The organism is Rhodanobacter sp. OK091, assembly GCF_900142825.1.
Taxonomy (GTDB): domain Bacteria; phylum Pseudomonadota; class Gammaproteobacteria; order Xanthomonadales; family Rhodanobacteraceae; genus Rhodanobacter.
Window position 1 is genome coordinate 177,295 of sequence record NZ_FRCH01000001.1, and the last position, 13,633, is coordinate 190,927.

A 13,633-nucleotide genomic window follows, 5' to 3' on the forward strand; every position below is an offset into this window, starting at 1 on the left:
GAGTTTCATGCCATACAACCACGCGCAGTTCGCGGGCTACTTTTCCGAGAAACTCAAATACGCGACGCCGGATGACTGGATGGTTACCCCTACGTCTACAAGAAAGAAACGAGGCAACCCACCAAAAAAGACACCGACTTAACCTTCATCCTTGGGCAAGAAACGCGAGACACGAACCGCATTGAGATGGCTCTCAGCTGCAATCCGCCTCAACGCCTCGGAAGCAGCAGCGTAGATTTTTTGATACCGCTCATCGTCCTTGTAGCCGCCAAATTGTAAACATGCCTTGACGTAGGCGCCTAGATGCCGATCTCCTTTGATTGATATGAAGAATGTATAGTAATCATCCGATGAAGCCTGTGACATCACCTCTATTTGATCTACACCCCATCCGCTTTTTACAGAAATATCAATGATGGTTTCGCCCAAAGCCGGCAATGCCCTATCCTCGACATAAGCATGTTTAACTGCATCTTTAAACTTCTCGTCAATACTTCCGGAAAATAAATGTGCATGGCGCAAATCAAGAAGGTCTTTATTTTCTTTTTTGGCCATCTCAATCCAGCACAGCATCAACTCATCTCCAACATCGTCGCGCTCGAGCTCCCTCATCAGCTTGACCGTAGCCATGGCATTGCCAAGACTGATCCACTTTGCATCCTCCATAAAACGCTTTCGTAACGTCTCAACTAATTCTTTCTCATTATTCGAAAAAGTATCATGAAATAGCTCCCAAGCTTGGGTAAAGCTACCATCGTGATTGTTTTTTAATGCCATCTCTTGAAATGAGTCGACGACTTCAACGAAGTCTTTCTCTACAACATAACCTTGCTCTAGGAATTTGCATATATGTAGATCAAACTCATCCGATCCGCTATATCCATAATCGTACATAACCTTTTCCACGAACTTATCTTCCTTGCTTTGTTCTCCCTCCTTTCCCGCTTTCGCGATACCCCATACCGCAAACCCGTCACTTTTAACAAAATCATATGATGGAATACCCGTCCCCCGACTGTAGTAACACCACGTCAGCAAGACAGATGAGTGGATAAGTTGTCTGGTCAGCGCAATGTCTTTATCGTTCACATAGGGGAGGAGTGTTTCAATCACCCAGCGAATTCGCTGCATAATGCGAATGTTCTTGATCCCAAGGCTAATGACCTTGCCTGCGACTTCCCTGGAGTGCTTCCATTCATCAGTGAAGACCAACTTCGCGCACTCTTCTGCCGATGGCGAGAAAACAATTTCTCCATCAAAAACCTTCTCTTTCAACGCGTCTAGAGTGACCTTATCACCCTCAAGCTCGTCCATATTTAAAATAGCAGCTATCCGGCAGCCTCTCTGCTCTTTAAGCATGGACACAAGGCCTAAAATTTCCTTAAGGGGAAGCTCTGCACCTTTTCTCTCTATATCATCAAGACATATCACATAATCTTTTATTGCGAAGTAAGACAATGACCTCGCCACACTGCCCCAGACCCCAAGGAGTGGCGTCACTTGTGAAATGTTTTTTCTACTAAAATTCAGTAGTCGACGACCGGGAGCCTTGACCTCTTCGATGGAGGAAGATCGCATCACCTCTTTGGCATTTTCTGCCCACGTCAATGAGCTTGCGCCCGCATCTACATCTTTGGCGGATACGGCATTATCGAAGATGGCGGACTTCAGTTCCGCGAGATTGCTTGTTCCGAACAGAGAGACATACGAGTACTTCTTGACCAGACCTTTGGACGAAGCATCCTTGATGACTTGGTTCCAAAAATAGGTCTTACCGCTTCCCCACTGACCACTGATAGCGATGGCTTGCGGCCGGTCTAATTTCAGGAAATTCTCTACGGCAACCTGTACATCCTTCAGTGACATGTCATCCCCCTGATGATTCACGTCGGTGGTGAAAGCAGCCCTACAACCTCTTCTTGTCCTTGCGTTTGATGCGCATTGCAGATTCGGTCTTCTCATCAAGCCGCTGTCTATCGAGCATGAAAAAACAAAGGGGTCAGGTTAATTTCCCGACCCCTTCTCTTTCAAACCATCGGCAACTTCAATCCCCGCTCGTTGGCGCATTCGACAGCAATCTCATACCCCGCATCCGCATGCCGCATCACGCCAGTCCCCGGATCGTTCCACAACACCCGCGCAATCCTCTTGTCGGCGGCTTCGGTGCCGTCGCAGACGATCACGATGCCGCTGTGCTGCGAGTAGCCCATCCCTACCCCGCCGCCATGATGCAGCGACACCCACGTCGCGCCACCTGCAACATTCAGCATCGCGTTGAGCAACGGCCAGTCGGACACGGCGTCACTGCCGTCCTTCATCGCTTCGGTTTCGCGATTCGGTGACGCCACCGACCCGGAATCCAGATGATCGCGCCCGATCACCACCGGCGCCTTCAGCTCGCCGTTGCGCACCATCTCGTTGAACGCGAGCCCGAGCTTGTCACGCAACCCCAGGCCCACCCAGCAGATGCGCGCCGGCAGGCCCTGGAAGCTGATGCGCTCTTTCGCCATGTCCAGCCAGTTGTGCAGGTGGGCGTCGTCGGGGATCAGCTCCTTCACTTTCTGATCGGTCTTGTAGATGTCTTCCGGGTCGCCCGAGAGTGCAACCCATCGGAAAGGTCCGATGCCGCGGCAGAACAGCGGGCGCACGTAGGCGGGTACGAAGCCGGGGAACGCGAACGCGTTGGCGAGACCTTCGTCTTTCGCCATCTGGCGGATGTTGTTGCCGTAGTCGAAGGTGGGGATGCCTTGGGCGTGGAACGCGAGCATGGCTTCGACGTGGGTGCGCATGGAGTGCTTGGCGGCGTCGCGGGTGCCTTCCGGATCGCTCTTGCGGCGCTCCAACCACTGCTCCACCGTCCAGCCCTGCGGCAGGTAGCCGTTGACCGGGTCGTGCGCGCTGGTCTGGTCGGTGACGGCGTCGGGGCGCACGCCGCGCTTGACCAGCTCGGGCAGGATGTCGGCGGCGTTGCCCAGCAGCGCGATGGATTTCGCTTCACCTGCCTTGGTGTATTTCTCGATGCGCGCCAGCGCGTCGTCGAGGTTGCTGGCCTGCTCGTCGACGTAGCGGGTCTTGAGGCGGAAGTCGATGCGGCTCTGCTGGCATTCGATGTTGAGGCTGCACATGCCGGCCAGCGAGGCGGCCAGCGGCTGCGCCGCGCCCATGCCGCCGAGGCCGGCGGTGAGCAGCCATTTGCCTTTGAGATTGCCGCCGTAGTGCTGGCGGCCCATCTCGACGAAGGTTTCGTAGGTGCCCTGGATGATGCCTTGCGAGCCGATGTAGATCCACGAGCCGGCGGTCATCTGGCCGTACATCATCAAGCCTTTCTTATCGAGCTCGTTGAAGTGCTCCCAGGTGGCCCAGTGCGGCACCAGGTTGGAGTTGGCGATCAGCACGCGCGGCGCGTCGGCATGCGTGCGGAACACGCCGACCGGCTTGCCGGACTGCACCAGCAAGGTCTCGTCGTCGTTCAGTTCGCGCAGCGATTTCAGGATGGCGTCGAAGCACTCCCAGTTGCGCGCCGCCCGCCCGATGCCGCCGTACACCACCAGCTCGGCCGGGTTCTCCGCCACCTCGGGATCGAGGTTGTTCTGGATCATGCGGAACGGCGCTTCGGTGAGCCAGCTCTTGCAGCTCAGTTCGGTGCCGCGCGGCGCACGGATGGTGCGGGTGGTGTCGATGCGGGTGGGTGCGGTCATGGGCTAGGCCTCGGGTAGGACAGACCACGAAGTATAGGCCAGCCGCCACGCGCGCCCGTCAGCCATGCGGCGGCGCCTTGCCGGCCAGCACCTGCTTGCCGGAATGGGTCTGCAGGATCAGCGCGGAGCGCATCTGCGTGATGATCTGAGCCATCTGCGGATCGCCGCTGAAATGGGCTTCGACGTAGTCGACGGTGTCCTTCAGGCCGGCACGCGGCTGCTGTTGCTGGATGTTGGCGCGCAGTATCCAGCCGTACGGACTCTGCGGCTGCACCTTGATCAGCTGGTTGGCGACGTCCCAGCCCCCGTTCCAGTCGTGCGTCCAGTACACGAGCAGTTTGCCGAGCTCTGCCAGCGCATGCGTGTCATTCGGGTCGAGCGCAAGCATGGTGCGATAATCCTGCTCGGCATGCGCATAGTCGTTCAGCGATTCATACGCGTTGGCGCGTGCCTCGAGAAGCGTTGCATCGCCGGGCTTGGCGGCGATCAGGGTGGTGGCCTCCGCCACGGCCCACGCGGCCTCGTCGAAATCGATCAGCGCATCGATGCGGTGCAGCCGGGCGTCGTCGAACTCGGGCCCGAAACGCAGCGCCTCGGACAGATAGATCGCCGCCACCGCCGGATGCTTGCTGCCTTTCGCCGCATCGCCGGCGTCCATCAGGTCAGGGACGCTGGCGACCTCATCGAGTGCCGCCGGATACGAGGCCAGTTCGATGTTCTGCTCGCAATTGCAGTTGCTGACCTCATAAAAAGCCCGCTTCGACAACATCAGCTTCAGCGCCGGGTTGTCGCCGGCGTGAGTCTGCGCCTGCGCGGCGAGGCGGCTCATGTCATCCAGCGACCCGCCCCACTTCGGCTCCTTGGCCCATATCGCCACGCCGTAGATCGTGTAGTTGTCGGGCGCCGCAGCAATGGCGGCCGCGATGGCATCGTCGGTGTACTTGCGGCCGAAACCCAGGGCGCCGGCGTTGATCAATGCGGCATGGGCCGGCGTGACCTTGGGGTCGAGCGCGATCGCTTTACGGAGGTCGCTGTCGGCTTGAGCCAGCAGCTTGTGCATGGAGTCGATGCTGTCCTGCGGCGTGTCCTTGATGTAGTTGCTTCCCCGCGCAGCGGAGGCCATGGCCACATAGGCCACGCCGCTGGCCGCCCACGCAAATGCGCTGTTCGGCGAATCGCGCTTCCACGCGTCCAGGGTGGGACGCACGTCGAACGAGCTGTTTTCGAAACTTTCGTGATAGATGCGGTCGAGCAGGCCGGGAGAGTCCGGCTGGGTCTGCTGCGCGTGCAGCGCCGCGGCGAGGCGGCGGTCGAGTTCGGCCGACTGTCCGTGCTGGATCAGCGTCTGCGCTTCGGCAAACGACAACGGCAGCGGCTGCAGGCCATAGTGGCAATACGCCACCGCCGCGTCATGCGACCAGTGACTGCCGGGCGGGTCGGGATAGGCGATGCAACGCTGGAGCGGATCCTTGATCGCCTCGGCGCGTTTCGCCGCGGTGAGAAACGCATACGCCTCATCGCGCGTGAACATGTGGGTCTTGGGCACCGGCACCGGCGGGCGCGCATAGGGCCGCCCCGACTCGGCATGCATACGTGCGGTCAACTGCGTCATCGCCGAACGGATACCCCACCCCCATTCGACGATACCAAGCAAAACGATCGCTGCAATCAGCAGCCAACGCGGACCGGAACCCATAGCGCCTCCCCCAGGCAGATGGGTCAGACAGTATCACCGCGCTCCGCCGATGTCAGGGCGCGCCGGCATCCCGGCGAGTGCTGGCGGTGTGACGTGCATCAACCGCCGCATGCATTTCCTTCGCTTGGCCTTCGCCTCGCCTTCGCGCGGCATGGGCCGTACTGAAGCCGATCGTTGCGGTTGTCGCGGCGGCCATACCCGGAGGATCAAACGACATTGCTCACTCCCCGCGCCCCGGCATGGCTTCCCTGCAGAACCTCGAAGGATGGCAAGACATGAATGCCCTGACCCTGAAGTGGCCGCAGATCATGGTGGTTGAAGACGACATGCTGGTCTCCGAGGCGCTGGGCATTGCGCTCGAATCGAAGCATTGCCGCGTGCTGGGCCCGGTCGCCACCCTGGAGGATGCGTATGAGTTGCTGGAGGCGTCGAATCCGGATTTCGCCCTGATCGACTACCAGCTCGCCGCGATGACCACGGAAGGCCTGCTGGCCTCGCTCAACGCCAGGCATATACCGACGTGCGTGCTCACCGGTGTCCGCGCCAGTGAATTGCCGCAGGCGTATGCGAAGTGCGCCGTGCTGCAAAAGCCTTGTCGGCTGGACGCGTTGCTGCATGTGCTGAAGCAGGTCAGGCTGGGTTGATCGGGGGCTTGGGGAAATCTCGAAAAACGGGCCATTAGCTCGTCATCCCAGCGAAAGCTGGGACCCAGGGCCCTTGGGTTTCAATGAATTGAGAGTCACTGGGTCCCAGCTTTCGCTGGGATGACGGGTGGTGTTCGAGGCCACCTGCAAGCGAACCGCACGTCTGCATCGGTCCAAGAAACACCAGGTGTTCTGCGCCACAACGTCTGAACAAGCTTATGCTCGTCGCCGAGATGCCCGTTTGCTTGTGGGAGCGACTTCAGTCGCGATTGTGCAGGCCGCTGCCGCGGCCATCGCGACTGAAGTCGCTCCCACAAGACAGGCCACGGCCGGTGTGCACCTTTCTCCGGACCGCAGTGGACTTTCGGGCTATCCCAAGGCCAACCTCGAAGAATCCGTGATTTGGACCGTCATCGCAGCTTGACCCGCTTCGCTGTCGTAAAGCGCCTCGCTGGGATGACGGGTGGTGTTCGAGGCCACCTGCAAGCGAACCGTGCGTTTGCATCGGTATCCGAAACACCAGGTGTTCTGCGCCACAACGTCTGAACAAGCTTATGCTCGTCGCCGAGATGCCCTTTTGCCCGTGGGAGCGACTTCAGTCGCGACTGTGCAGGCCGCGGCCATCGCGACTGAAGTCGCTCCCACAAAATAGGCCGCCTCGTCTGCGTCGCCTGATCGGCGGTCACCTCATTTGATCGAAGCGCCGCCGCAGGTAACCGGTCGCGGCCGTACAGCGAATGAGCTGACAGGTGCGCCCTCCAGGCTTGCGCCATCCATCGTTGCCATCACACGCGGAGCTGGACATGCACGACCCCACCTCACCTCATTCGCCGCCGCGCCGGATCGGATCGTGGACACTGATCGCCACCGCCGTGGCCGTTGCCGCGGTGTCGTTCGGCTACGTCGGCGGCTGGCTGGCGCCGCACCGGCTCACGCCGGAAAAACTGGTGAATCAGCTGCAGGACAACGCGGGCACGTTTGCCGGCTATCGCCGCAACCACGCGAAGGGCGTCTGCGTGATGGGCTATTTCGACAGCAACGGCGGCGCCCAGCCGTATTCCGTAGCGCAGGTGTTCGAACCGGGCCGCACGCCGGTGGTCGGCCGCTTCGCGATCCCCGGCGGCAACCCTTACGCTCCCGACAGCAGCGTGCCGATTCGCAGCATGGCGCTGCGCTTTGCGCAGGCGAACGGACAGCAGTGGCGCACCGGCATGAACAGCATGCCGGTGTTTCCGGTCGCCACGCCGCAGGCGTTCTATGCGCAATTGCAGGCGCAGCAGCCGGACCCTGCCACCGGCAAGCCTGACCCGGCGAAGGTCGGCGCGTTCTTCGCGGCGCATCCGGAAACCGCGGCGTTTCTCGCCTGGGTGAAGACGGCGAAACCGTCCGCCAGTTTCGCGACGGAGAACTACTGGAGCCTCAACGCCTTCGTGTTCGTCGATGCGAACGGCCGACGCCAAGCGGTGCGCTGGCGCATGGTGCCGGAGGCGGCCGATGCCGGCGGCCATGCCGGCAAGGCCGGCGACGCGGACTATCTGGCGAGCGACCTGGCCGCGCGCCTGGCGCAGGGGCCGTTGCGCTGGCATCTGCAGGTGACGCTGGCGAACCCGGGCGATCCGACCAACGACGCGACGAAGACATGGCCGGACGACCGCCGCACGATCGATGCCGGCACGCTGGTGCTCGAACACACCGAGCCGCAGGACAGCGGCTCCTGCCGCGACATCAACTACGACCCGCTGGTGCTGCCGGCCGGCATCGCCGGCTCCGACGATCCGCTGCTGCCCGCCCGTTCGGCTGCCTACGCCGATTCGTACCTGCGCCGCACCAGCGAGGAAGCCCACCTGCCCGGCACGGCCGCCGCACACATGCCGCCGGAGAAGACGCGATGAAGACCGACCCGAACACGTTCACGCTGGCGGCGCGCGTGCTGCACTGGCTGATGGCGGTGTTGATCGTGGCGATGCTGTTCATCGGCGTCGGCATGGTCGCGTCGGTGTCCGAACGGCACGAATGGCTGCTCGCGATCCACAAGCCGCTCGGCATCGCGATCCTGATCCTGGCGATCGTGCGACTGGCCGTGCGCCTGCGTCATCCGCCACCGCCGTTGCCGGCGGATCTGCCGGCGATACAGAAACTGGCGGCGCTGGCATCGCACTGGCTGCTGTATTTCCTGATGCTGGCCATGCCGCTGATCGGCTGGGCGATGCTGTCGGCCGGCGGCTACCCAGTGATGCTGGGCACGTCGCTGCGGCTGCCGCCGATCTTTCCTGTCAGCCCGGTTGCGTTCGCGGTGCTGCGCCAACTGCACGGCGGGTTCGCGATGCTGCTGTTCCTGACGTTTCTGGCGCACATGGCGGCGGCGCTTTATCACGGCCTGATACGCCGCGATGGCGTGCTGCCCAGCATGCTTCGCGGCCGGAAAACGGTGCCGGCCTTGATCGGCTACACCGACCCGCCCGCGGCGGAAGGGACGAATGAGGTGGACACGGAGCGTACGGACTAGCGCTGCACGCTCGCGGCCCGCGGTGTTTCGATGCCTGGTCGGTGGTCACGCGCGCTGCGGGTCGCCTCGGCGTCCGTGCTGCCAGCTGGTCAATGCAACGACGGCAGCTTCAGCCGGGGGAACGCCAGAGTCACCGTGGAGCCCTGCCCCAGCGCGGATTCCACATCGACGAAGCCGCCGGCGTGGCGCACCACGCCGTAGACCTGGGCCAGGCCGAGGCCGGTGCCGATGCCTTCGTCCTTGGTGGTGAAGTACGGCTCGAACAGCCGCTCCCGGGTTTCCTCGCTCATGCCCGCGCCGTTGTCGGCGACCGACACGGTCACGTAATCGCCGGCCGCGCGCTGCGTGCTGGCCTGTTCGCCATCGATCAGCATTTGCCCGAAGTGGACGCGGATCGCGCCCTGGCCGTTGCAGGCATCGCGCGCATTGATGCAGAGGTTCATGAACGCCTGCTCGATGGAGTGCTTGTCGCTCAGGGTCGGCGATGCGCCGCCCGACGGGTCGATGCTGAAATCGATGGTGGCGCCGAGACTGTGGCGCACGAAATCGCCGATGCCGCCGATGATGGCCGTCAAGTCGACTTCTTCGGTCTTGTAGCGGTGCACCCGGGCAAAGGCCAGCAGGCGCTTGGCCACGACGGAGGCATGATTGACGCCGTCCATGCTGTATCCGACCAGCCGGCGCTGGGTCTCGGTGAGGTTGTGCGGATCGTCCTGGATGGTGCTGAGCGCGACGATGGCGATCTGCAGCATGTTGTTGAAGTCGTGCGAGATGCCGGCCACCAGCTGTCCGATCGCTTCGTTCTTCTGCGCCTGCCGTGCGGCATGCTCGGCTACCGCCTGAGCGGCGCTGGCAACGCCCAGGCGCACCTTCAACGACAGCTCGCGGTTGATCACCTGCTGCTGCGAGAGCCGCACGCTGGCGAGCTGGCGGGCCAGCTTGTGGTTGCGGGCGGCTATCGTCTCGCCTTCCGACTGGCTGATGCTCAGCCGGTTCTGCAGGCGTTCGCGGATCGCATCCAGCGCCTCGGTGGCCTGCACGTCCTCGGTCACGTCGCGGCTGATCGCGGCAAGGCCGTCGACCCGGCCGTCGGCATCGACGAATGGATGGACGTTGACCAGCCACCAGCATTCCTCTCCATCGGGGCCCGGCGCCATGCAGGTGAACTGCGCCGCTTGCCCGCCGCGGGCGATATCCAGCGCCGCCTCGATTTCAACGCGCACGTCTTTCGGCCAGAACGCGACCCAGGGCTTGCCCCTGGCCGCTTCGCTGTCGGCGACGCCCAGTGCGTCGCAACCGCTGCGATTGATGCGCACGACCAGCCCGCCGGTGTCGAGCTGCTGGATGCCGTCTACCGAGAATTCCGCGAGTTGCCGGTAGTGTTCGAGATCGTTCATGGTCCCGCATCCGGCTGAGATATTCGCCAGCATACGGAAATAAGCGTCACTATAGGTGCACGTTCGTGCAACTATGCTTCACTTCCCTCTCCCCGGCCCCGCCCATGACAGCCCCGCAGAGCCGGCGCATCCTCCTTGCCGAGGACGATGCGCGAGCTCGTGAAATCAGCGCTCTTGTCCTCCAGACCGAGGGGTATAGCGTCAGCATGGCGTCCAACGGCACGGAAGCGCTGGAAATGCTGATACTCGATCCCGCCGTCGAGATGCTGGTCAGCGACATCAACATGCCCGGCGGCATCGACGGCATCGAGCTGGCGCGGCGCGTGCAGCAGACCCTGGCGCCGTTGCGCATCATCCTGCTGTCGGCGTATCCGCAGGACAGCTTCACGGATTTCCCGGACAACGTCGCGTTCCTGTCGAAACCGTACGATCGCCGTGCCCTGCTGAACGCAGTAGGCACCTCGTTCCGCATGCCTGAAGACGACCCGATCAACTAGGCCGGCCACGCCCCCAGGCGACCGCTGCAGCGCCCTGCATCGATGCCCGAAAACGGCCCGGCGGGGCGGCGGGCGGAGGCGACCCGGCGGCGCTTTCCGGCCTTCCGGATTAGGCCGTTTCACCGATTGACCGGCCTCGGGGAGCAGCCCAGACTGCGCTTGGGGAACCCGGCGGTGACTGTCTCACGTCATCTTGGGGAAGCAGTCATGCATACGAGATCGATCCACCGGTTCACCGTTGCCGCGGCGCTGCTCGCTGTCATCGGCGCAGTGCAGGCAGCCGACAAGAGCACACCCAGCGACGCGCAATTGATCGCCAGCGCGATGCGCGCGGCGCCGATGCGCGTGGCGAAGGACGCGACGATCATCGCGATGGGTGCGGATGGCCAGATGCGCACGCTGCGCAAAGGCAGCAATGATTTCACGTGCATGCCGGACAACCCCGCCACACCGGGGCCGGACTCCATGTGCATGGACAAGAACGCGATGGAATGGATTAACGCGTACATGGCGCACAAGACGCCGCCGGCCGGCAAGCTCGGCCTGATGTACATGCTGGAAGGCGGCACGGATGCGAGCAACACCGATCCGTACGCGAAGAAGCCGGACAGCAGCAATCACTGGATCAAGACCGGACCGCATTTCATGATCGTGGGTGCGGACCCGGCGTTCTACGCGAGCTATCCGAAAAGCCCGAGCCCGGATACGGGTGCGCCTTACATCATGTGGGCCGGCACGCCGTACGAGCATCTGATGGCACCGATCCACTGATCGCGCGGTTCGCTCGCACGGAGTGATCGTGTGGATGGCTTTGGCTGGCCGATTGGCGCGTTACGCGCCAGTCGGCGCTTTCGTGCGCATGTGAACCTCATGCAAACGGGCCGGGGCACGGCACGGTATTGATGTCCGAAAACGGCGAGTCCGTCTGGCCGGGCGGTGCTAGCCTGCACCCATGAACGAGCTTCCCACCCTGCCCGACCCGCATATCTGCGAACAAGCCCGGCTCAGCCGCGACGCGCGTTTCGACGGGCTGTTCTTCACTGCGGTGAGCAGCACCGGTATCTACTGCCGGCCGGTGTGCCCGGCGCCGCGGCCGAAACGCGAGAACGTGCGTTATTACGCGAACGCGGCGGCGGCGGAAGCGGCCGGATTCCGGCCATGCCTGCGCTGCCGGCCGGAGCTCGCGCCGGGCAACGACCAGTGGCAACGCGGCAATCATGTGGTCGCGCGTGCGTTGAAGCTGATCGAGGCCGGCGTACTGGCGGAACAATCGCTGGACGAACTCGCGAGCCGTGTCGGCATCGGCGCGCGGCAGTTGCGCCGGCTGTTTGTGGAGCGTGTCGGCGCGCCACCGATCAGCGTGCACACGACGCGGCGTTTGCTGTTCGCGAAGCAGTTGCTGACGGAGACCGCGCTGCCGGTGACGGAGGTCGCGCTCGCATCGGGCTTTCGCAGCCTGCGCCGGTTCAACGCGGCGTTCCTGCAGGCGAACCGCATCCCGCCGCGCGAATTGCGCCGGCACCCGCGCGCGGCAGCCGGTGCGGCGCTGGTGTTGCGGCTGGGCTATCGGCCGCCGTATGACTTCGACGCATTGCTCGCGTTCCTGCGCACGCGTGCTCTGCCGGGCGTGGAACGGGTCGACGAACACAGCTACGCGCGGGTGTTCGGCCCGGCCGACGCGCCGGGCTGGTTGCGCCTCAGTGCATGGCCCGGCGGCGAGCATGCGCTGCAGTTGGAGTTGCATTGCCCGCAGCCGACGCAACTGCTGGGCGTGGTGAGGACATTGCGGCGGATGTTCGACCTGGATGCGAATCCCGAGGCGATCGCGGACACGTTCCGGCACGACGCGATCCTGGGCCCGTTGCTGGCGCGCCGCCCGGGCCTGCGCCTGCCCGGCGGCTGGGACGGTTTCGAGATCGCGGTACGCGCGATCCTCGGCCAGCAGATCAGCGTGGCGGCGGCGCGCACCTTGGCGACGCGCATCGTGCAGCGCTGGGGCGAGTCGTTGCCGACCGCACCGATGGCGGGACTGGAACGACTGTTCCCGACACCGGCCGCGCTGGCGCAGGCGGACCTGCGCGAGATCGGCCTCACCACGACGCGCGCCGCGACGATCAGCGGGATGGCGCAGGCGCTGCTGGATGGCCGCGTGGATTTCAGCGAGGACCAGTCGCTGGACGAATTCGTGGCGCGCTGGGTCGCGCTGCCCGGCATCGGCGAATGGACGGCGCATTACATGGCGATGCGTGCGTTGAGCGATCCGGATGCGTTCCCGGCGGCGGACCTGATTCTGCGCCGCGAGGCCACGAGCGACGCGACGGCACTCAGCACGAAAGCGCTGACGCTGCGCGCAGAAGCATGGCGACCGTGGCGCGCGTATGCCGTGATCCACTTGTGGCGCGGCGCCTCCGATGCGCTGCCGCTGCCACGCCGCAGCAAACGGGAGGCGATCGCATGACAACCATGTCTGACACCATTTACTACGACGAGATGGACAGTCCGGTCGGCACGCTGCGGCTGGTGGCGGACAGCCACGGCCTGCGCGAGATCTGGTTCGAGCGCGAGCGTCATCCGAAGAAGGCCTCGCCAAACTGGATCCGTGCCGCGGAACCGCTCGCGTTCGCCCGCGTGCAACTGGAGGAATACTTCGCCGGCGAACGCCAGCACTTCGAACTGCCGCTGCATCCGCACGGCACGCCGTTCCAGCTCGCGGTGTGGGACGAGCTCGGGCGGATTCCGTACGGCGTCACGATCAGCTACGGCGAACTGGCGCGGCGCATCGACAAGCCGCAGGCGGTACGCGCCGTCGGCGCCGCGAACGGACGCAACCCGCTGCCTATCGTGCTGCCCTGCCATCGGGTGATCGGCGCCGACGGCAGCCTCACCGGCTTCGGCGGCGGCCTGCCGACGAAGCGCTACTTGCTGATGCTGGAAGACAGCATCGCGCGGGGCGATCTGTTTGGCGGCCCGCCGCCGTCCGCTGATACGCGTCTCGATAGCTGACTCTCTCCATCGTCATTCCGGCGAAGGCCGGAATCGCTTTTTTCGGCTGAAAGTGCGATTCCGGCCTGCGCCGGAATGACGGCTAGGTGGTACGCGGCTGCTCATCGCACTTTCAGCGCCGTACGCCTCGAGTCGTCGTCGAGGGATGACCCGCTTCACGGCTGAAAAAGCGATTCCGGCCTGCGCCGGAAT

11 protein-coding genes are annotated in these 13,633 nt (G+C 63.3%); 7 read left to right on the top strand and 4 right to left on the bottom strand.

What is annotated here, in order from left to right; genetic code table 11:
- Positions 1 to 138: 138 nt before the first annotated feature.
- The 3 genes from BUA26_RS00940 to BUA26_RS00950 all read right to left on the bottom strand — a co-directional run bounded on the left by BUA26_RS00940 (position 139) and on the right by BUA26_RS00950 (position 5,394).
- Complete coding sequence (locus BUA26_RS00940) at positions 139 to 1,866, bottom strand: P-loop NTPase fold protein (RefSeq protein WP_072757083.1); 1,728 nt, start codon at positions 1,864 to 1,866, stop codon at positions 139 to 141.
- Between the two features lie 161 nt (positions 1,867 to 2,027).
- Positions 2,028 to 3,698 (bottom strand): urocanate hydratase, encoded by a 1,671-nt coding sequence (gene hutU / locus BUA26_RS00945; protein WP_072757085.1) that lies wholly within the window; start codon positions 3,696 to 3,698, stop codon positions 2,028 to 2,030.
- 58 nt (positions 3,699 to 3,756) lie between these two features.
- Positions 3,757 to 5,394, bottom strand: a complete 1,638-nt coding sequence (locus BUA26_RS00950; protein ID WP_072757087.1) for a tetratricopeptide repeat protein — start codon at positions 5,392 to 5,394, stop codon at positions 3,757 to 3,759.
- 275 nt (positions 5,395 to 5,669) lie between these two features.
- Between BUA26_RS00950 and BUA26_RS00955 the strand changes: the two genes are divergently transcribed.
- The 3 genes from BUA26_RS00955 to BUA26_RS00965 all read left to right on the top strand — a co-directional run bounded on the left by BUA26_RS00955 (position 5,670) and on the right by BUA26_RS00965 (position 8,544).
- Positions 5,670 to 6,038, top strand: coding sequence for a response regulator (locus BUA26_RS00955; protein ID WP_178368511.1), 369 nt, complete (start codon positions 5,670 to 5,672; stop codon positions 6,036 to 6,038).
- 803 nt (positions 6,039 to 6,841) lie between these two features.
- Entirely contained in the window at positions 6,842 to 7,930 is a 1,089-nt protein-coding gene (locus tag BUA26_RS00960) for a catalase family peroxidase (RefSeq protein ID WP_072757091.1), read from the top strand.
- On the top strand, positions 7,927 to 8,544 hold the full coding sequence (locus BUA26_RS00965) for a cytochrome b (protein WP_083572827.1): 618 nt from the start codon (positions 7,927 to 7,929) through the stop codon (positions 8,542 to 8,544). Before BUA26_RS00960 ends, BUA26_RS00965 begins: the two co-directional genes overlap by 4 nt.
- Positions 8,545 to 8,633: 89 nt before the next feature.
- On the opposite strand, the gene BUA26_RS00970 is transcribed toward BUA26_RS00965, so the two are convergent.
- Positions 8,634 to 9,941 carry a PAS domain-containing sensor histidine kinase gene (locus BUA26_RS00970; protein WP_072757093.1) on the bottom strand — a complete coding sequence of 436 codons (1,308 nt, stop codon included), beginning with the start codon at positions 9,939 to 9,941 and terminating at the stop codon, positions 8,634 to 8,636.
- A gap of 104 nt (positions 9,942 to 10,045) precedes the next feature.
- Here BUA26_RS00970 and BUA26_RS00975 point away from each other — a divergent pair, with 104 nt between their 5' ends.
- The 4 genes from BUA26_RS00975 (at position 10,046) to BUA26_RS00990 (ending at position 13,441) form a co-directional block, all read left to right on the top strand.
- Positions 10,046 to 10,438, top strand: coding sequence for a response regulator (locus BUA26_RS00975; RefSeq protein WP_072757095.1), 393 nt, complete (start codon positions 10,046 to 10,048; stop codon positions 10,436 to 10,438).
- Between the two features lie 207 nt (positions 10,439 to 10,645).
- Complete coding sequence (locus tag BUA26_RS00980) at positions 10,646 to 11,209, top strand: hypothetical protein (RefSeq protein ID WP_083572829.1); 564 nt, start codon at positions 10,646 to 10,648, stop codon at positions 11,207 to 11,209.
- Between the two features lie 181 nt (positions 11,210 to 11,390).
- Positions 11,391 to 12,896, top strand: a complete 1,506-nt coding sequence (locus BUA26_RS00985) for a DNA-3-methyladenine glycosylase 2 (protein ID WP_072757097.1) — start codon at positions 11,391 to 11,393, stop codon at positions 12,894 to 12,896.
- Positions 12,893 to 13,441: a methylated-DNA--[protein]-cysteine S-methyltransferase gene (locus BUA26_RS00990; RefSeq protein ID WP_072757099.1), complete on the top strand. Its 549-nt coding sequence runs from the start codon at positions 12,893 to 12,895 to the stop codon at positions 13,439 to 13,441. Before BUA26_RS00985 ends, BUA26_RS00990 begins: the two co-directional genes overlap by 4 nt.
- Positions 13,442 to 13,633: the final 192 nt, after the last annotated feature.